This window comes from Candidatus Tisiphia endosymbiont of Stenodema calcarata (assembly GCF_964030695.1).
Classification (GTDB): Bacteria; Pseudomonadota; Alphaproteobacteria; order Rickettsiales; family Rickettsiaceae; genus Tisiphia.
In genome coordinates this window covers 723410-743962 of the sequence record NZ_OZ034911.1, presented here as the reverse complement: position 1 = coordinate 743962, position 20553 = coordinate 723410, and the positions used below count along the sequence as shown (strand labels likewise).

Here is a 20553-nt window from a genome sequence, read left to right as displayed (position 1 = left end):
GCGAAAAAGCGGCGACGCGGCAATCTAGGATACACGAAGCGTTACTCTAAAAAAACAGCTTAGCTTTTTACCTGGATCGCCACGGCATCTAAAGAGCCTTGCTATGACGATTATAGAAAAATGTAGGGTACTATGGTTCTTAATCAGAGTACTAAATTATGAGCAGTATATAGTGAAAAAAAAAACAAGAAATAGAATTATCGGAGCATTTCTAGGTACAATAGTTGAATATTATGATTATGGTTTGTATGGTTTTTCTGCTGGTATTATGGCAGCAAAATTCTTTCCAAACACTGATTATCTAACTAATCTAATAAATGTTTTTGCTATTTATGCGATAGCATATTTATCAAAACCTATGGGATCAGTGATTTTTGGCCGTATCGGAGATTTGTATGGGCGTAAAACTGCATTAAGTATAACCATCATAGGTATTGGAATACCTACGATGGTTATAGGCTTCCTACCAGAATACTCATCTATTGGTGTGTGGGGTGCAATAATTTTGGCTTTGTGTCGCTTTATGCAAGGTTTTTTTATAGGTGGAGAATATGATGGAGCGGCTATTTATGTTATCGAACATTTAGGGGAGAAATACCGATATACAGCTTCAGCAATAACTCGTTGTACTGGGGTTGTAGGTTTATTACTAGGGAATGGGGCGACCAATTTTTTTAATGCCCATATTTTTCCAGATTGGAGTTGGCGTATTCCTTTTTTCTTTAGTTTACCTTTAGCTTTAATCGTTTTATATTTTCGCCGAACATTTGATGAAACACCGGAATTTAAAAAGAATCAAGACAGTAAAGCGAAGACGCAAAGCTTGGCTAGTTTAATTAAGAAGCAGTGGCGAGTTATTTTGATGGCAGTGTTCCTTGCTGGTGGATTTGGTGCAACTTACCAAATATCCGTTATGTTTATGAAACAATATTTGCCTATGGTTCTACCGCAAACTAGTTTCATTATTAGTACATTTTCAGTTTTAATAACCATATGTTTTGCCATTCCTATGCCTATTGCTGGCTTGTTAGCAGATCGGCTTAGTCAAATGTTAGTATTTAAGTTTAGCTTATTTGGTACTATTGTATCTAGTCTATTATTTATTATATCCGTTAACTATCAGATGGTTAATTTAGCTTTGGGTTCTTGTTTAATGTTAGCATGTTTTGTTGCTCCTTTCAATGCTCTTTCTCATGGTATCATGACAAAAGCTTTTGCTGTCAATGATCGTTATCGTGCAGTAAGTCTTGGTCATAATATTGGGTCAATGTTGATGTCTGGTACAGCTAATTCTGTTTGTTTAATATTAATGAGATACCTAAATTTTCAATTATTGCCAATCATATATCTTATGTTCTTTGCAATATTAGCATATTTTATGGCAAAATGTTTTGAGAAAGATTATAAAAACAAAATTAAGTTGCAAATTGATATCAATTTATAAAATTTATCTTCTATACTACTACAGTTGTGGTACTAGCATCAAAACAATGTCATCCCACAACTGTTAAAAGTTAGTAAATACAGCTTCTTTATACGTCATGAGCTACGGAGGCTGTAAAGCCGACGAAGCAATCCAATAATATCATTTATCTATATATTGTTTCCTAGATTGCTTCGCTTACGCTCGCTAATAGACGCTATGGTATAGGTATTTGTAAACTTTCAACAGTTGTGGGGGTTATGCGTAAGGAGGTGAGTTAAATATCTTATACCAAATTGAGATTATAATAATCATAAAATTAAAAGGATATAATGCAAGAGAGATGTCAGACTAAGAAATGTCAGGCTAATATTATTATAAAATTAAAGTTATATCTAAGTAATGCAAAAAAAGGTAAAAAATAGATTAAAGTTTATATTATTTTACCTTTTATGCAGTGCTGGGGGAATATATATGGTATTATACAACCTTGAAGATAGTATAGTATTTTTTTACCCTCCGTCAAAAATTAACGAGTCAAAACTTGGCAAAGAATTGAGAGTAGGGGGCTTAGTTAAAGTAGGTTCAATCAGAAAAATTACTGCTGATAAAGTGCATTTTGTCATTACAGATGACATTAAAGACCTAGAAATATCTTACCAAGGGGTTTTACCCGCTTTATTTCGTGAGAATCAAGGGATAGTAGCTGTAGGTAAATTATCAGGTAATATATTCATAGCTCGTGAGTTATTAACTAAGCATGATGAGAATTATTCTCCAGCCTTACCTACATAGTACCCTACATTTTTTATATAACCACTATTAATATGGCTTTCAACCGTCATTGCGAGGAGGCGATGGAATCGCCGACGTGGCAATCTTATAAAGTATTACTCCTCACTTCACGAGATCGCCACGGCACCTAACGGTGCCTCGCGATGACGGTTATACAAAAAATGTAGGGTACTATGAAAAATATGCTATGAGACAATAATGATTATTCGAATCATCTTACCAATCATCTTAATTTTAACATGTTTTTTTGTAGTTAAAGTACAAGCTTTACCTGTTACTCGTGATACAGGTAGCTTACATGATACTGAAATCTTTGGGTACGAAGTTATTCCCAGAGAGGATAGTATTGAGTATATAAAAAAAATAATTAACAAAGCACAGGATAAAAAGATTCATATTACTGTAAAAGGAACGCAGCATAGCCAAGGAGGACACAGCTATAGCCGGGGTGGTATAGTTCTAGACTTATCTAATCTTAATAATATAGAACTTTTAGGAAAGAACTTAGTGAGGATACAAGCTGGAGCAACATGGCAACAAGTGATTGAATTCCTAAATCCTCTAGGTTTATCTATTGCTGTTATGCAATCAGATTATGATTTTAGCGTAGGGGGTACAGTCTCAACTAATGTTCATGGTTGGCAAGCTAATAAACCGCCAATGGTTTCTACCATTCATGGTTTTCATATTTTAACTTCTGAAGGGAAGGTAATTTACTGTAATCGAAACAAGAATTATGATTTGTTTAAAGCTGCAATAGGTGGTTATGGAATGTTTGGAGTGATCATAGATGTTGATCTTAAAATAGTTCCAAATAGATTATATCGGTTGAAACAAGAAGTTTTTAATATAGGTGAATTTCCTAGCTATTTTCAGAGAGAGGTTAAAGATAATTCAAAAGCCAATATGTTCTTCGGTAGGTTTTCTATTAGCAAAAGATACTTTTTAAAGAGGCTTATTGTAAAGATATATGAAGATTATGATTTACCAATTACTAATTCTTCTCTTTCCGTTTTAAACGGAAGCGATGAATTTGTTAGCTTATTATTTGCCTCCACTTATAATAACCAATTTTTTAAGAAGATTCGTTGGTATATTGAGACAAGTAAAGCGGTTAACAAAGTTTTTAAAACAGCATCACGTAATCAATTATTATACCAGTCTACAAAAGTCTATACTACTAAAGATCCAAAAAAAATAGATCTGTTACAAGAATATTTTATTCCTATAAACCGTTTTAATGAATTCGTCAGTTTCTTGCAGACTCTTCAAAAGGATATTAGCCCTTATCTTATGAATCTTACCTTGAGACATATTGAGGGAGATTCTGAAACTTTGCTAAATTATGCAAAAGAAGATATGTTATGCTTTGTGATGTTATTACGCGGTCCTAAAACTGAGAAATTTGATCAAGATATAGGCAGAGTGGCAATTAAGATAACTAATAAAGCTTTACAGTTAAATGGCAGTTATTATCTTCCTTATAGACCTTATCAAACAAGGTTGCAGTTTATGCAATCTTACCCAAAATTTCATCGATTTAAAACAATAAAGAATAAATATGATCCAAAGATGATTTTTGTTAATGAATTTTATAAAAACTACATAGAAGAGTTATAATCAAATTAGGTTATTTGTTATGTAATGATGTAAAAATATGCTTTGCAAGAGTTTTGCTTATACCTTTTACCTTAGATAATTCCTCAATAGTAGCATCGCATATTGTTTTATATGAGCCAAAATAATGTAACAAGGCTTTTTTCCGGATAAGACCAACTGAATTTATGTCATCTAAACTAGAGACTTTAATAGCTTTAGAACGACGTAGCCTATGATTTTTTATAGCAAAATTATGTGCTTCATCACGCAGAATCTGTAAATATTTCATGACTGGCAGATTTTTATCGATTGTAAAAGCTTCTTTACCAGGCATATGAAATTGTTCGCATCCAGCATTTCTGTCAGGTCCTTTTGACATACAAACAAATGGAATTGCAAGACCGAATTCTGCCATTATTTTTTGTACTACTGATAGATGTCCTTTACCTCCATCAATAATCATTAAACTAACTATACTCTTCTGCTTTGAAGAATTGGTTTCGCAAAACTGCGGGGTATTCGCGTACTCACGTACTTCATGTACGCTCCGTTCGCTCACCCCTTGTTTTACGTTCCAATTCTCCAAATCATTTGAGTATATACTTTTTGGATGTTCTTTTTTTAATCTTGTAAATCTTCTTGTTAGGACTGTTCTTAGCATTTCGTAATCATCACCTCCTTTGGCATCTCCCTTGGCAACAGGTATATTAAATATCCTATATTCTTTTTTATCGAATCCGGATTTAGTTGCAACGATCATACTACCTACAGCAAATGTTCCCATAATGTGACTATTATCGTAAACTTCGATTCTATCGGGTAGTAGTGGTAGGTTGAATAATTGTTGTATTTGTTGGAAGATCATTTGATTTTTAGCAAATTGTTTTAAATGCTGATCAAGTGCTAGCTGGCCATTCAATTCAGCATTTTCTAATAATTTTACTTTATTACCACGGATAGGGTGTATTATAGACAATTTATTATTACCACTAAGTTGTTTAATAGCTTTAGTTACTAATTCTAGATCAATGATTGGATGATTTATAATTATCTCATCTGGAACTGGATTAGTTTGATAAAACTGATTGATAAATTGTGTTAGAATTTCAGCTTTATTGCTTTCATCCGTTTGAAACGGAAAATATGCTATATTTCCATAAGATTGACCAAACCTGTATACAAACAGTTGAATACAATAACAATTATTCTTTTCAACAATGGCTATAATGTCAGCATTTTTTATAGAACTACTAGATAAGGTTGATTTTAGTTGGATATAACTCAGTGCCTTTATCCGGTCTCGTATTTCGGCAGCAGCTTCAAAACGTAATTGTAGACTTAATTGTTCCATTTTGTCAGACAGAGTTTTTTGTAGTTCCTTAGTTTTGCCAGTTAAGAAATCTCTTACTTGGCTAACCAGTTCACTATAATCTGCTTTACTAATTTTGCCAACGCATGGGGCAGAGCATCTACCAATTTGGTATTGTAAACAAGGACGCTTGCGGTTTTTAAAATAATTATCACTACAAGAACGTAGTTTAAAAATTTTTTGTAATTCTTTTAGGGTAGTATCTACTTGCTCTGAAGAAACAAATGGACCAAAGAATTCACCACTAGATAAATTTTTTCCTCTATATTTAATTAATTGTGGGTAATCAGTATCCAAACGTAATTTGACATAGGGAAAAGATTTGTCATCTTTAAGTAATATGTTAAATTTTGGCTGAAACTTTTTGATTAATTGTGCTTCAAGTAATAAAGCTTCAATTTCGGAGTTAGTAACATTATATTCTAAATGATGTGTTAGAGATACCATGCGTATTGTTTTATTGTCAAGATCAGTTTTAATATAGTTAGTAAGGCGTTTTTTTAGATTCTTAGCTTTCCCCACATAGATAACTTGCTGATCAGCACCAAGCATTTTATAAACCCCAGGAAGATTAGGAGCATTCTCTAGATGAGATTTTATTAATTCACTACCTATAAGTTTAGATTTTTGTAACATAATTTACCAAACAACCAGAGTTCGACATAACATTAACTGTACGTACGACTTTACTCCTTATTTATCAAGGCTTATAGCTCAACTTTCAAATTACCCAGCTTTTTGGTAATTAATCCTATGCAGAAGACTAACAAACTGCACATAGTTCCAATAAATACCCCCTTTAGACGAGAATTATGAGTGAAAAAATATGACCAAATGAGAAAAGATGTGATCCCGCTTAATCCACATAAAACCATCATGCTTTGTGTTATAGTAATGTTGAAAAGAGCAAATACTAAAGGGACTAATATTAGTGGTCCCCAAAATCCAGTAATAAACATTACTAAATCAATTACATTATTAAATTTTAAGGCAACAATTATTGCAAAACTGCCGATTATGACATTAGTAATTCTAGCAATTAACAATAATTTCTTTTGATTTTGTATTTTAAAAATAGGATTTAATAAGTCCTTCACTAAGGCTATTGAGGTAACATTTAAATCAGAATCAGCGGTAGACATAACTGCTGCAAGTAAACCAACTATCACAAAGCCTTGTAACCCTGAGGGTACTATTTGATCAATTAGGTGTGGTAATGCAAGATTAGAAGAATAGTCGGGATAAAGATTATAGGCAATCAGACCATTTAAGGTGATAAATATTAAGAATATAGCATATATAACTGATTTTATATATATAGCGGTACTAGTCTTTTTTGCATTATTATTAATTAGAGCCCTCTGAATAAAATTAGGATATAAGTTCATTACACAAAAACTTAGCATGACAGTTATCGTATTAATAAATATCTCACTGGCAAAATTATTATTATAGATAAAATACACTTTTTCACTAGCTAGTTGTTGGATAAATTCACTGATGCCAACTTTATTGAGACCACATATGGCAATAACTGGAATAGCCATTATCATTGCAAAAAATTGTAATAAATTAGTAAACATAATCGATTGTAATCCTCCAATAGTTGTGTAGATGATAACAATTCCATAACTTAATATTACTCCTTCTAAATAATTAATCTTTAAAATATATTGAAAAATATAACCACTAACACTAATTTGGGCAGCAACAAAGCCTATAGATACCATAACAGACGCAGTGCCAGCAATAAAACGACCTGATATACTATAATATTTTACCATTATATCGCCGACACTTTCTGCTCCATAATGTTTAGTTATTTGGGGTACAAGATAAATAGCTATGAGTATATCGATTGGTAGAGTGAGTATTAGTCCGTAGCTATACGATAAATCACCGGAAAAGGCTTTTTCAGCAATACCAAAAGTAGCACCTCCACCAACAGATGAAGCAAAAATAGTTGCAACCAACAATAGTTTACTATTGCTAGTCTTGCCTTGAACGGTAGCATAATCTGTAAAACTTATAACTCTAGATCTGTAGTATGTACCAACAACAAGTATTGATAGCAAGTATACCAATACAATAATATTATCAAGGGTCATTCTAATTATTTTTATTGAAAGTGGCAGAGTATAATATAAAAAAACTTTTTTGTATTACTTAAACTACGCTAACTGCAATCATCTTTATATATATCTTTTCTATGTTTTATAGCGACTATGAAAATTGTTTTAATTTTCGGCTCAATTCTATAGACAATACGATAATCGCTAACCCGGAGGCGTCTATGACCTTTCAGGCTGTAACGTAAAGGTTTTCCAAAACCAATAGGGTCGATCATCAAACGCTCTTCAATAACTTTTTTAATAAGTGCCTTAGCTTTTGTAGAGAGAGAAGGAATGTGTTTGTTTATTACTTCTTCTAAATAACATATACTCGAATGATTTGGAGAATTGGATTTGAAAATGAAGGGCGAGCGAACGGAGTGTACATTTAGTACATGAGTACGCGAGTTCCTGATATTTTCAAAAAACAATTCTTCAAAGCAGAAGAGTATACTTGATATTTTACTTCCATGCATCATCATGGCTATAAGTTTTAACATCGTCCTTATCAAGTTTCTCCGCTACTTTAGATAAATAGAAGTCCTCTCGCATTTCTAAAGCTTCAAGAGCTAATTCACGCACTAAACTCGCAACAGACTTATGCTCCTGATGGGCTAAATGTGAAAGTAAGCCAGCAGTTGTTTCTTCAAAAGTTACATTGATTCTTGGGTTTTTTGTTGCCATGATGTATAGCTTTATTAATGTTTAGCATAAGTGCAATGTAACACTTTTACATCACTTTGTCAAGGGATGTCAGAAATAAGAAATACTACAAGATCGTTTGTTACCTTCGAGTATTTGTAAGTGAATTTTGGTTATAGGTCTAGGTAATATTTTTTCAATTAGCTCTGGCCATTCAATTAAACAAAGATTACCCTGAAAGGCTTCTTCTATACCTAGTTCATAAATTTCTTCTAAGTAGTTTAAACGATAAAGATCAAAATGATAAATCGTGAATTTTGATGTTGTATAAATTTGTAGCAAATTAAAAGTAGGACTGATGATATGAGTAGCAGAGCCACAAAAATATTTTATAATCTCTCGACATATAAATGTTTTTCCGCAACCTAAATCACCGGAAAAAGTTATAATTTCACTCGATTCTAAATTTTTAGCAATAGTTTGTGCAAACGATATAGAGTCTTGTTCATTGTTTAAAATAATAGACTCTTGTTGAAACTTCATTGGATCTTCAAATTTGGGGGTGAATCAATAGAAGCTAGGAAACTGGCTGTTTCTCTTCTTCTAGGCGATCAACCTTAGTTAAGAACCAATCTGTATTTTTAGAGATAAGGCTTCTAGAAAACGTCCATTCTTCTTGCATATATTTTATACTACTAGTTATTTTTTCACCTGTGAATAATACTTTTATGAAAATATTATTAGCGAATGTATAAGCTTCAGAAATTTTAGCATCTAGTACACTGCCATTGACAAATTCTCCATAGGTTTCAGAAAAAATATGAAATTCTTGTATATATCTTTTATCCACCAATGTAAGTAAATCTTCAATATCATCATCATTAGAGGCTTCAATGATCAGTTCCAAGGCTGCTTTTGCACTATGTAAAAATTTTCTTGCTTTAAATGATGGAAGTTTAGCCGATATAGCTTCAAGACCAGCTATTATAGCAGTGGAATTCTCTTCAACTATTAAGCCATCAAGCTCCATAGGGTTAATAGGAGGGGTTTTTACCATGCTATGAGGCAAATTATTCTTTAAAATATTGCCAGCAGCAGTGTTTGCTGTATAAGTAACGTCTTTGATTCCTGTTTCCCCGAAAAAGGAAGATTTGCGTTTAGCTGGATCATCCTCTGATGTAGAGCCAAGAGTAGCAATTAGCCTATTTATAATAAAAAAAGCGACTCCAGCAAAAATTAACAACTCTATTATTTGAGCAGACATTAATATAACTCTATTAGTTTGAATTCTTTATACTATTCAACAGTTGTGGCGTCATTGCGAGGAAGCCGCGAAAAAGCGGCGACGCGGCAATCCAAGATACGCGAAGCGTTACTCTAAAAAAACAGCTTCGCTGTTTATCTGGATCGCCACGGCGTCTGTCGACGCCTCGCGATGACGATTTTTTAACTTTCAACAGTTGTGATCCTAATTACACCAGTTTCAACAGATTCTGAAATAAATTCAGGATGACATTTCATGGTAATAGTATTCTATTGTAAAATTTAAAGATTTGGAAGTTATTTATGCACCAAAACACTTAGTGCAAATACAAAATATGTTATAAGTGATATTTATTATTTATTTTAGGTGAATATGATAACAAAATATTTTAAAAAAATCTTTAAAGCTAAGTCCTGTAAATCACATACATTTATTGATTTTACTGCTTTAGGGAATTCGGAATTTAGGGATGTAAAAGTTGGTATAGAGGCATATCGTAAAAATGTTATAGTTTATCGATGTGTGAATTTAATAGCACAGTCAGCAAGCCATGTGCCTTGGATAGTTAGTAAAAATAATCGAGGATCTTTTACAAGAATAGCAAATCATCCTGTTTATAATTTATTGAAAAGACCTAATCCAGAGAAAGCAGGGGCAGATTTTTTCGGTGAAGTGATAGCAAGTAAGCTGTTATATGGTAATGCCTATATTTTAGCTACATTAATGAATAATCGCCCCCGGGAGATTTACTTACTGCCTAGCAATGCAACTGAGTTAGTATTAGATAAGAACTATCCAGTAGCGTATAGATATATGAGTAGTAGTGGAGAGAAAATTTATCCTATCTCAGCAATTAATCGAATGAGTAAGGTGTTACATTTAAAAAATTATCATCCTACTAATTCGTGTTATGGATTATCTTGCCTTGATGCTGCTTCTTTACCAATTGATTTGCATTCACAAGCTACTAGTTGGAATAGCTCTTTACTAAGGAATGGAGCCCGTCCAAGCGGAGCGTTGATAGTCAAAGAGAGTAATGGTTATCTTAGTGACGAACAGTTTGATAGGCTACACGAGCAGCTTACGGAGAAATTTACCAGTAGTAATAATTCTGGTAAGCCTCTTCTTTTGGAAGGGGGGCTTGATTGGCAAGAAATGAGCATTAATCCAAAAGATATGGATTTTATTGAAGCAAAAAATTCGGCAGCTAGGGAAATAGCTTTAGCTTTTGGTATTCCTCCTCAATTGCTAGGTATTAATGGCGATAATACCTATAGTAATATGCAAGAAGCTAGATTAGCTCTTTGGGAAGAGACGTTAATTCCTTTACTTGATAAATTATCAGATGCCTTAAGTAACTGGTTGTCACACTGGTATCAAGAGGAAATTATTATCGATTTTGATCGTGATAGTATTTCAGCATTAACAGAAAAACGCGAAAATTTATGGGCTAAAATCTCGAATGCTAGTTTTATGACTTTGAACGAGAAAAGGTCTCTTGTCGGTCTTAAACCAATAGATGGTGGGGATAGATTATGACAAAAGACACAATTACTACGTTATATAGTTTTATTGCTAGAATTGTTTCCCTCCTTGAAGATGAACTAGATGAACTAGGATCAAAAAAATCCAAGGGTGAGATAATAATTAAGAAAAATATTACGGAAACGTTGAATAAATTAGTCAATTTAATTATTCAGCTAAATAAGCTCAGCAAAGATGAGGATTTAAATGAAAACACTATAGTGAAAGAAGAGGATGAAGCAATCATATCCGAGTTTTTGAGTAAATATCAATGACTTATCCAAAGAAGTTATTACATGCAATATTGAGACAAGACTTTAATAGTTTCATAAATAAAGTGTTTAATACAATTAATCCTGGGATAGAATATCAAGCCAATTGGCATATTGAGCTTATTGCCGAATATTTACAAGCAGTACAAAAGGGCGATATTAAAAGGTTAATAATCAATATGCCGCCTAGATCTCTAAAATCTGTGTGTATTGGAGTGGCATGGCCAGCTTGGATATTAGGACATGATCCAACAAAAAGGATCATGTCTGCCAGCTATTCTCAAGTGTTAAGTGTAAAACACTCTTTAGATTGTCGTTTTGTACTTACTTCCGACTGGTACAGCCAAGTTTTTCCGAAGACGGTTTTAAGTAAAAAACATAATCAAAAAAGTAAGTTTATGACAAAGGATAATGGTTTTAGATTTGCTACGTCAGTTGGAGGTTCAGCAACAGGCGAGGGGGGTGATATACTTATTATAGATGATCCTCATAACCCGAGTCAAATCAACTCACCAAAAATGCGAAAGCGAGTAGTTGAATGGTTTGAACAAACTTTTGTCACTAGACTTAACAATAAGAATACAGGAGCAATAGTATTAGTTATGCAGAGATTACACGAAGAAGATTTAAGTGGGCATTTGCTTCTTAATTCCAATTCTTGGCATCACTTAAAAATTCCAGCTATGGCTAAACGAGATCAAGTATATTCTATTAATAATTATAAATATCAATATGTTAAAGGCGATATCTTACATGGATTTCGAGATAATCCTGAATATCTTATAAAATTAGAACAGGAAATTGGTATACATAATTATGCTGCCCAATATTTGCAAGAACCAATAGCTAATAATTGCATATTATTGAATATGGAGGATATTAGCTTTTATGAGAGCTTGCCGGGAAACTTTGATTATTTCGTGCAAAGCTGGGATACTGCCATTAAAATTTCAGAAAATGCTGATTATAGTGTTTGTACCTCTTGGGGCATTTTAGATAAGAGATATTATCTTGTATCAATGTTCAGGCAAAAACTTACTTATCCAGAGTTAAAGAGTCAAGTAGAGAAATTAGCCAAGAAATATTGTCCTAGATATATATTAATTGAAGATAAAGCAAGTGGTCAGCAAGTTATACAAGATATAAGATTAGATGGGGTTGTTAACATAGTTGCCATAAAACCAAAACTTGATAAAATCACTAGATTTTCCTCAGTGTTAACTTTATTCCAATCTTCAGCCGTAGCTTTGCCAAAACAATCGGCTTTTAATACTACACTACTTAATGAATTGTTAAGTTTTCCACATTGCAAAAATGATGACATAGTTGATTCAGTTAGTCAATTTTTGAATTTTATAAAGAAACAATCTAACAAAGCAACAGTGAGGATACGGGGGTTTTAGTTGGTTACATTTATAAGTCATCCCCTGTTTGCTTTTTGTCATAGTACCCTAAATTTTTTGTATGACCACTATTAATATGCCTTCCAACCGTCATTGCGAGGAGGCGATGAAATCGCCGACGTGGCAATCTTGTGAAGTATTACTCCTCACTTCACGAGATCGCCACGGCACCTAACGGTGCCTCGCGATGACGATTATACAAAAAATGTAAGGTACTATGGAATTAATATACCCGTACCGCCAACAATTATTAGTAGTTTGTCTCTTTTACTAATCTCATTTTATTTTTTTATAAATTTTTTCATAAAACACTTAGTGCTAGAGATTTATAATATATATTACCATTAGTCGTTGCAATTATAAGGTAATATGTATACTCAAAACTTACAGCAGAATCAAGTGATTCAAAATTTAATCATAAAATCTAGTACAGACAATGGCGTAGTTATTTCAGGTTATGCTAGTGTTTATAATATTTCTGACCAGCATAATGACCTAATTGTTAAAGGAGCTTTTGCCTCAGCTAATCATTCGCATATCAAGTTTCTTTGGCAACATGATTGGCAAAAACCAATAGGTGTAATTAAGTCTTTGATAGAGGATGATTACGGCTTAAAAGTTGAAGCTGTAATTAATAATAAAATTGAAAAAGGCAAAGAGGCTATAGAACTTGTCCGTCAAGGGGCAGTTGATAGTCTTTCTGTTGGTTTTAATATAAAAATAGCAAACTACAACAGTTTAAACCAAAGAGTTATCACTGAAGCTGAGTTAATTGAAGTTAGTATAGTAACTTTTCCAGCCAATTATTGTGCTAAGATTTCGCATATCACAAAACAAATATATTCAAATGATACAATTTTAATGGAGAATAACATGGATACAGAATTAATGACCAAACAAAACAATAATGAGATGAAAATCAATGAGTTACAGGAGAAAATATATAATCTAGAAAATTTTTTGTCTCGTCCAGAAATAGGGGGGATGCAAGATATTGAGTATAAAACAGCTTTTAATAATTATATTCGTAAAGGTAGCCAAAGTGAATTAATCCAAAAATCTTTAAATAGTGGGGAGCAGGAAGGTGGGGTATTATTAGTACCAGCTTTATATAATAGTATAATCACTGAGATTAACGCTAGATCACCTATGAGGCAATTAGCATCAATTGAAATAATTTCTAGTAATGCCCTTGATATAGTAATTGAAGATGGCAATTTTGCTAGTGGTTGGGTTGGCGATCTAGAGGCAAGAGATGAAACAACTGCTCCTAAATTAAAGCAACAGAGAATTTTTGTACATGAGCTTTACGCTCAGCCAAAAGCCAGCCAAACTTTGATAGATGATTCAGCTATTAGGATAGAGAACTGGCTGATAGAACGTTTAAGAGATAGTTTTGTAAAAGCCGAAAATGATGCGTTTATTAATGGAGATGGTAAGACGAGACCGAAAGGTATTTTATCTGGATATCATGATAAAATAGAACATTTTGATATGGGTGAGCAAGTTACCGCAGAAAAATTACTGGATTTTATCAATTTGCTTGATGAAGAATATTTGGCAAATGCTAGTTTTTTAATGAACCGTACTACCTTGTCATTCATTCAAAAACTGCAAGATAATAATGGTCGTTTTATTTGGCAGCAGTCGCTCTCGGACTCTTTAAAGCAAACAATTTTTGGAGTGCCTGTGGTTTGTTGTTCTGAAATGCCCTCGATAAAGAAAGATAATATTGCAATTGCCATAGGTGATTTTAAATCAGCATATAAAATTATAGATCGTGGTGGTATTAATATCATGAGAGACCCTTATACCGATAAGCCATTTGTAAAATTTTATGCAGTCAAAAGAGTAGGGGGCGATGTAGTAAATCAGAGTGCTATTAAATTGGCGATGTTTGGCTGAATCAGAAATAAAAGGTCTATTAGCGAAGTGCTGCTGTAAGGCTTAAACCGTCTATTAGCGAGCGAACGTATGTGAGCATGGCAATCCATGAAGCTACGCTCTTAAGTTGACACCTATGCGCAATGACGTGTAGAGAAGGTGTATTTACTAACTTTCAACAGTTTTTACTAGGTATTATATGCATAAAGAAAATATATTTAAAGTTATTGAATTAATTCCTCAGACTATTTGGACTTTAGTAGAAGTTAAAAACTATATGAGGATAGAAGGTAATTATGATGATGATTTAATTAATAGTCTAATAAATGCGGCAATTATGGCCGCTGAGAATTTTACTAAACTTACGATAATAACAAGGAGGATAGAATTTGTTTGCAATATTAAAAATCAGCAAAATTTTCAGTTAAAATATCAACCGATAAAGGAGCTAATAAAAATTATTCTAACAAATAGTGATGGATCAGCGATTGAGTTGCAACCTAGGCAATATCACCTAGATATGGCTAGATCATTATTATATTTAAATAAAAAATTAGAAAATTGTCAGCTAATGGTTGAATATTTTGCTGGTTATGATAGAATTAGTATTCCAGCATCAATCAGACATGGCATATTAATGCATATAGCAGAAATGTATGACAGAGAAAGGCAAAATGCTACTTCTTTGTCAACGGAAGTTAAAAATTTATATTTAGCATATAGACAATTAAAAATATAGTTAAAAATGAAAAAATCAGTAGCACGTAGTTTGCAGCATCAGGTAAAAATTTTAGAAAATTTTTCTACAAGTGAAATAGAGCAAGAAAAATGGCAAGAGAAATTATCTGTTTATGCTGAAATAAAACCTATTTGTGATAATCGATTTATATCGATAGAACCTGTGAATTTTGGTCATATTATGACGGAAGGGTTTTATCTGTTTAAAATAAGATTTATCAAAGGCGTTACCACCAAGATGCGTATATCATTTAGAGATAGGCAATTTGAGATTAAGCGGATTATTAACGTGGCAGAACAAAGTAAATTCTTGAATATCGTAGGGCTAGAGATATATGTCTGTTAATTTTATTCATGATTTTCACATGACAATATATAAATTATTATCTAATGACCAAGATATTAGACTTAGCGTTGATCGAATTTACATATCGGTAGTCCAAGATGCAAAATATCCGTTCTTACTAATAAATATTTTGAAAGTTGAAAATATATCAAGATTAGATCAAAATATTTACCAGGTGGAATTTGAGATAAGTGCTTTTGCTAGGGATAAAAACCAAGGGCTGTTGACTTTACTTGCTGAAAAAATTACTAATAAATTAACAGCTAATGTATGTATTCTTCAAGATTATATGGTTGCTAGTATGAAAGCATGTAATATAAATTTTCAGCGTAGTTCTGACCTTATAACTACTAAGCTTACGATAGATTATAAAGCTTTATTGAAGGGGAATAGTTGATGAAAATAAACTATTCCATATTTATAGAGCTTGGAAAATTTAAAAAAACACAATTAACCAGTGTTGCTGATGAGTGGTTACATCTATTCAAATGTGCAACACAAGAGACAGAACCACCTAAAGATATTAAGAGCAGTAAGGTATTAGATGCTTACCATATGATTGAACGGTATAAGCTTACCCCAGCAGAATACGACTTATATATTAGGACTAAATTGCAGGAAGATGCAGAAGAAATTGCTCTAGAAGAAAATTTTAATAAAGGTAAAGCTGAAGAAAAAATAGCAATGGCAAAAAAAATGCTAGCTAATAATGAGTCGATAGAAAAAATAGTTAAATATACAGAACTATCAATAGAAGAAATAGAACAGCTAAAGAAATAAGCTTTGTATACTTAAACCTTTCTAAAGCTAAAAACATGATTTTAAAAAATTAAAATCATGTTTTTAGCAAAATATTAATTTAACAATCAGATGCAGAGCCGTCTCAAATTTGATTGTTTCGATATGACAAGCTTCATGGATTGCCACGCTCACGTACGTTCGCTCGCTAATAGACATATACGTCTATAAAACGTCTATTAGCGAGGAGACCGTAGGTCGACGAAGCAATCTATAATTTTACCGAATTTGGGATAAGAATTTGTCAATTCTTATCCCGAATTCGCGTATTTATAGGAGAAATTATGAATTTTCATGATATACGTATGCCAAAATTTATTGAAACTTTTGCTGTTGGCAGACCAGAATTTGCTACTTCTTGTGCTATGACATTATCGGGCAGGGAAGTGAGAAATTTAGATAGAGAATATGCTAAACAAAAATATTTGATTAAAAATTGTCGTCTGAGTAGTCTCGAATTTGAACAGTTTAGTTCTTTCTTTAGAGCAAGAAGGGGAGGGAATTTTGCCTTCCGCTTTAGAGATAATGTCGATTATCAAGTATCAAGGCAAATTATTGGCAAAGGTGATGGGGAATTAACCCAATTCCAACTGGTTAAACTATATGAAGACCCAATTTTGCCCTACGCTAGGATAATTAGTAAACCGGTATTTGCTAGTGGAGAATTCTATGTTAATGATATCAATACAGAGGTGCAAGTTGATTATAATACTGGAGTAGTAACCTTGCCAAAACCATTAGATAAAGATCAAATTTTGACAGGTAATTTTATTTTTGATGTAGCTGTGCGATTTGCTAGTGATAGTTTTGAGTATTTTTATTCTTCTGATGGGTCAATAGAATTATCTCCCATAGAATTATTGGAGGTTATATGACAGTAGCTTTAGCAGAAAATATTGATAATCCCATAGCTGAATTACAGGGGTTTACTTATTGTTTCCATATAAAACTACAAGATAGTCTTGATCTGTATCTTACCGAATCTGATAGATCTTTATCAATTGATGATGTAATATTTGTTCCGAATTCTGGAATGACTTTAAAGGAAGGAGGATTTAATGATTCTGCTCAGAATTACATTATCTTAGAAGGAGTTTTTGAGAATGAGGGAGTAAAGCAACATTATGATTTAGCCCAGGCTATGGTCAAGATATATGTTTGTTTTGCTAACTCTTGTAGGCATTTTGTTACTTATCGCTGCATCACTTATACTAAAAGAGATTTGGATTTTACTTTACGTTTAGAGCCAAATATAGATGTATATAATCAGTCGTTACTGCAATCTTTTAGTAAGAATTGTCGTGCTAATTTTGGTGATTTGAAATGCAAAATAGATAAAACAGTTTATAGTCAGATATATAATATTAAGGAAATGTTTGGTAGAATTATGGTTATCTCAAACCTTGATAAAGAAAATGGTTATTTCAATTACGGGGATGCTATTTTAGCTAATAGTCAAGCTGATGTTCAATTTTATAGTAAAATCCTTAGTCATTCTGAGAATTTAATTACATTGGATAAAACAATTCCCGATAGTATGAAGCATAATAAAACTGTTTTACTTACTGTAGGTTGTGATAAAAAATTTACAACTTGTTGCAATAAGTTCAACAATGCAGTAAATTTCAGAGGAGAGCCATTGATTCCTGATGATAACTTTATCAAAGTGATTTAGGAAACCGAATACACCATCTCTACACGTCTATTAGCGAGGAGAGCGTAAGGTCATAATTGTTAAAAGTTAAAAAACCGTCATAGCAAGGCTCGTTAGATGCCGTGGCGATCTAGGTAAACAGCGAAGCTGTTTTTTTAGAGTAACGCTTCCCGTATCTTGGATTGCCGCGTCGCCGCTTTCAGCGGCTTCTCGCAATGACGCTCGGAAGATTCCTTAACAGTAGTGAAATAAAAATGTAGAGTACTATGGTCTAAATATCAAATTCAGTATAGTTAATGGCAATTACTAGAACCTTTACCCATCCCTACTGTAGTGTTATAGCCACAATCTACATAATGTATTTCACCAGTAACTCCTTCTGCTAAGTTACTCAGCAAATATAATGTAGCCCCTGCAACATCACGCTGAGAAGTGTTTCTGCGTAACGGCGATGCAGCTTCATGGAGAGCTAACATAGTTTTGAAATCACTAATACCACTAGATGCTAGAGTTTTTATAGGACCAGCTGATATGGCATTTACTCGGATGTTATTTGATCCCATATCAGTTGCAAGATATTTTACACTAGATTCTAACGCAGCTTTAGCAGGTCCCATGACATTATAATTAGGAACTACTTTTTGTGAGCCATAATAAGTTAGGGTAAGGATACTACCACCGTCTTTCATCAAAGGTTCTGCACGTTTTGCCAAGGCAATTAGAGAATAACATGATATATTCATGGTATTAAGAAAGTTAGACAATGAGGTATCTATATATCTGCCTTTTAATTCATTCCTGTCAGAGAAACCTATAGAATGAACCAAAAAATCGAGTTTGCCCCACTTCTGCTCAATAATTTTAAACAAATTATCAAGTGATTCTTCATCTGTTACATCACATGGAACAACGAAATCACACTTAATTTCTTCAGCAAGTGGTATAACGCGTTTCTCAAGCACTTCTCCTTGATAGGTAAGGGCTAAGTTTGCACCATGTTCTTTGGCAATTTGAGCAATAGCCCAAGATATTGATAAATTATTAGCGACACCTGTAATTAATCCTTTCTTACCATCAAGCAAAGCAGTGACTTTAACTTGCATATATATTCCTTATTTTTATTAAAACCTTGCCCAAACAATAGCATGATGTATATTTTTGTAAACAATTTTTATCAAAGTAACATTAATGTTCTCATCCAAAATATTCACCCTGATTTCAGGTATGATTAGTGCTTTAGTTTTTGCTCCAATTTTCTTTATACCTGGATTATTTGCCTTGGCACTGCTATGTTATCAAGTACAAATTGCTAATAGCTGGAAAGAAGCTTCTATATTAGGTTTTATATTTGGCTATGGGCATTTTTTAGTCAGTATGTACTGGATTAGTATAGGGGTTACTGTTTATATTGATGAATTTTGGTGGGCAGTGCCACTGGCATTATTTGGCCTACCAATTATTTTGGCTTGTTTCATTGCTACAACCTGTGGTTTCGGATTCCTAGCCAAGAGTCATCATTTTTATCAGTTTATCTTTTGCCTTTATTGGGTATTTTTTGAATGGGTAAGATCATGGATATTTACCGGGTTACCATGGAATTTGCTTGGATATGCTTTTTCATTTTCTGATATTCTAATTCAGTCTTCTAGTATCATAGGAATATATGGGTTAAGTTTTATTGTAATATATATATCAACTAGTTTTTATCATATCTTTACTAAACAATATAATCTATTAAAAATATTATTAGCAAATTCATTGGTAATAATCGCTCTAATAACTTCCTACGGTTTATTAAAGCTACACAACAATCCTACCAGCTTCTCAAATATAAAAGTTCGACTAGTTCAGCCAAGTATTCCACAAATTGCTAAGTGGGACGTTGAAGAATTTTGGAAAAATTTTAATCTTCATATCGCATTGTCTAAAGAGCCGGGCAACGTAGACCTAATTATATGGTCGGAAGCTGCTATGGTAGTACCGCATGATTACCAACCAATCAAAATAAAAATATTAAAGATGCTAAAAATTAAAAAGGCAATTTTAATTACTGGTGGTATAACAAATAATGGTAAGAACGGGGAGGATTTTGAAATTTATACGAGTTTATACGCTTTAACAGAAGTGGGAAATAAATTATTTGAGTATCATAAATCTCATTTAGTACCATTTGGTGAGTATATGCCTCTCAAATGGCTATTACCATTTAAGAAATTAACCGCTGGGTTGTTAGATTATACCGCAGGAGATAGACAGCTCGTTAGTCTTGATAAACCTAATATAACCATAAAACCACTTATTTGCTATGAATCAATTTTTCCAAATTTTGTCCGAACGAGTAATAAACTCTCAGATGTGATCATTAATGTCACTAATGATGCATGGTATGGAAACTCCACTGGTTCATACCAACATTTACAGATTAGTCGTATGCGTAGTGTAGAAAACGGTCTTCCTATGCTTAGAACGGCTAATAATGGTATATCGGCTGTAATAGATCCCGTAGGCAGAATTATTCAACAACGTCACATCAATGAAGTAGGTTATATAGATAACTTACTTCCTAACAAGCTAAAATTTGAAACTTTATATTCACAATTTGGAGATATATGTGCCTTGTTAGCAATAATAACTACCCTTATTAGTTACATTTTAATAAAAAATATTATTAATATCAATAAAAAATTACTTGATTAAGCTAGAATATTATACTATCATTAGTTGCAATAGG

General features: G+C 32.8%; 21 protein-coding genes. 14 read left to right on the top strand and 7 right to left on the bottom strand.

Translation table 11 applies throughout. From position 1 onward, the window contains the following. The first annotated feature begins 169 nt into the window (after positions 1-169). From ACQH1W_RS03430 to ACQH1W_RS03420, 3 genes are all read left to right on the top strand, one after another. Complete coding sequence (locus ACQH1W_RS03430) at positions 170-1444, top strand: MFS transporter (RefSeq protein WP_375333207.1); 1275 nt, start codon at positions 170-172, stop codon at positions 1442-1444. A gap of 381 nt (positions 1445-1825) precedes the next feature. Next, positions 1826-2218 carry a cytochrome c maturation protein CcmE gene (ccmE, locus tag ACQH1W_RS03425; protein WP_425361186.1) on the top strand — a complete coding sequence of 131 codons (393 nt, stop codon included), beginning with the start codon at positions 1826-1828 and terminating at the stop codon, positions 2216-2218. A gap of 198 nt (positions 2219-2416) precedes the next feature. Beyond that, positions 2417-3838 (top strand): FAD-binding oxidoreductase, encoded by a 1422-nt coding sequence (locus ACQH1W_RS03420; RefSeq protein ID WP_425361185.1) that lies wholly within the window; start codon positions 2417-2419, stop codon positions 3836-3838. A gap of 10 nt (positions 3839-3848) precedes the next feature. Here the strand turns inward: ACQH1W_RS03420 and uvrC are convergent, their stop codons facing one another. The 6 genes from uvrC to ACQH1W_RS03390 form a co-directional block, all read right to left on the bottom strand. Continuing rightward, complete coding sequence (gene uvrC / locus ACQH1W_RS03415; RefSeq protein WP_375333025.1) at positions 3849-5822, bottom strand: excinuclease ABC subunit UvrC; 1974 nt, start codon at positions 5820-5822, stop codon at positions 3849-3851. A gap of 71 nt (positions 5823-5893) precedes the next feature. Continuing rightward, positions 5894-7303, bottom strand: coding sequence for a sodium:solute symporter family protein (locus ACQH1W_RS03410; protein ID WP_375333208.1), 1410 nt, complete (start codon positions 7301-7303; stop codon positions 5894-5896). Positions 7304-7362: 59 nt separating this feature from the next. Continuing rightward, complete coding sequence (locus ACQH1W_RS03405; protein WP_341762286.1) at positions 7363-7797, bottom strand: type II toxin-antitoxin system RelE family toxin; 435 nt, start codon at positions 7795-7797, stop codon at positions 7363-7365. Further along, complete coding sequence (locus ACQH1W_RS03400; protein ID WP_342278454.1) at positions 7760-7981, bottom strand: DUF6290 family protein; 222 nt, start codon at positions 7979-7981, stop codon at positions 7760-7762. Before ACQH1W_RS03400 ends, ACQH1W_RS03405 begins: the two co-directional genes overlap by 38 nt. 69 nt (positions 7982-8050) lie before the next feature. Continuing rightward, positions 8051-8482, bottom strand: coding sequence for a tRNA (adenosine(37)-N6)-threonylcarbamoyltransferase complex ATPase subunit type 1 TsaE (tsaE, locus tag ACQH1W_RS03395; protein WP_342278455.1), 432 nt, complete (start codon positions 8480-8482; stop codon positions 8051-8053). Between the two features lie 34 nt (positions 8483-8516). Then, positions 8517-9203 carry a hypothetical protein gene (locus ACQH1W_RS03390; RefSeq protein WP_341762283.1) on the bottom strand — a complete coding sequence of 229 codons (687 nt, stop codon included), beginning with the start codon at positions 9201-9203 and terminating at the stop codon, positions 8517-8519. A 372-nt stretch (positions 9204-9575) separates the two neighbouring features. Here ACQH1W_RS03390 and ACQH1W_RS03385 point away from each other — a divergent pair, with 372 nt between their 5' ends. The 10 genes from ACQH1W_RS03385 (at position 9576) to ACQH1W_RS03340 (ending at position 17843) form a co-directional block, all read left to right on the top strand. Next, positions 9576-10742, top strand: coding sequence for a phage portal protein (locus ACQH1W_RS03385; RefSeq protein ID WP_341762282.1), 1167 nt, complete (start codon positions 9576-9578; stop codon positions 10740-10742). Further along, complete coding sequence (locus ACQH1W_RS03380; protein WP_342278458.1) at positions 10739-11002, top strand: hypothetical protein; 264 nt, start codon at positions 10739-10741, stop codon at positions 11000-11002. The genes ACQH1W_RS03385 and ACQH1W_RS03380 overlap by 4 nt, the downstream gene beginning before the upstream one ends. Further along, positions 10999-12402: a phage terminase large subunit gene (terL, locus tag ACQH1W_RS03375; RefSeq protein ID WP_375333026.1), complete on the top strand. Its 1404-nt coding sequence runs from the start codon at positions 10999-11001 to the stop codon at positions 12400-12402. Before ACQH1W_RS03380 ends, terL begins: the two co-directional genes overlap by 4 nt. A gap of 369 nt (positions 12403-12771) precedes the next feature. Then, positions 12772-14307, top strand: a complete 1536-nt coding sequence (locus ACQH1W_RS03370; protein ID WP_425361184.1) for a phage major capsid protein — start codon at positions 12772-12774, stop codon at positions 14305-14307. 178 nt (positions 14308-14485) lie between these two features. Continuing rightward, positions 14486-15025, top strand: a complete 540-nt coding sequence (locus tag ACQH1W_RS03365) for a head-tail connector protein (RefSeq protein WP_375333028.1) — start codon at positions 14486-14488, stop codon at positions 15023-15025. A gap of 6 nt (positions 15026-15031) precedes the next feature. After that, complete coding sequence (locus ACQH1W_RS03360) at positions 15032-15370, top strand: phage head closure protein (RefSeq protein WP_342278464.1); 339 nt, start codon at positions 15032-15034, stop codon at positions 15368-15370. After that, positions 15360-15767, top strand: a complete 408-nt coding sequence (gene gp17 / locus ACQH1W_RS03355; protein ID WP_375333029.1) for a tail completion protein gp17 — start codon at positions 15360-15362, stop codon at positions 15765-15767. The genes ACQH1W_RS03360 and gp17 overlap by 11 nt, the downstream gene beginning before the upstream one ends. Beyond that, the gene (locus ACQH1W_RS03350; protein ID WP_375333030.1) at positions 15767-16150 is read left to right on the top strand and encodes a hypothetical protein; all 384 of its coding nucleotides are present in this window, start codon (positions 15767-15769) and stop codon (positions 16148-16150) included. The genes gp17 and ACQH1W_RS03350 overlap by 1 nt, the downstream gene beginning before the upstream one ends. A gap of 302 nt (positions 16151-16452) precedes the next feature. Continuing rightward, positions 16453-17043, top strand: a complete 591-nt coding sequence (locus ACQH1W_RS03345; RefSeq protein ID WP_375333031.1) for a phage distal tail protein, Rcc01695 family — start codon at positions 16453-16455, stop codon at positions 17041-17043. Next, the gene (locus ACQH1W_RS03340; RefSeq protein ID WP_375333032.1) at positions 17040-17843 is read left to right on the top strand and encodes a DUF2163 domain-containing protein; all 804 of its coding nucleotides are present in this window, start codon (positions 17040-17042) and stop codon (positions 17841-17843) included. The genes ACQH1W_RS03345 and ACQH1W_RS03340 overlap by 4 nt, the downstream gene beginning before the upstream one ends. 272 nt (positions 17844-18115) lie before the next feature. On the opposite strand, the gene ACQH1W_RS03335 is transcribed toward ACQH1W_RS03340, so the two are convergent. Next, the gene (locus tag ACQH1W_RS03335; protein WP_341762271.1) at positions 18116-18925 is read right to left on the bottom strand and encodes an enoyl-ACP reductase FabI; all 810 of its coding nucleotides are present in this window, start codon (positions 18923-18925) and stop codon (positions 18116-18118) included. Positions 18926-19010: 85 nt separating this feature from the next. Here ACQH1W_RS03335 and lnt point away from each other — a divergent pair, with 85 nt between their 5' ends. Then, positions 19011-20519 carry an apolipoprotein N-acyltransferase gene (gene lnt, locus ACQH1W_RS03330; protein ID WP_425361183.1) on the top strand — a complete coding sequence of 503 codons (1509 nt, stop codon included), beginning with the start codon at positions 19011-19013 and terminating at the stop codon, positions 20517-20519. Positions 20520-20553 lie beyond the last annotated feature (34 nt).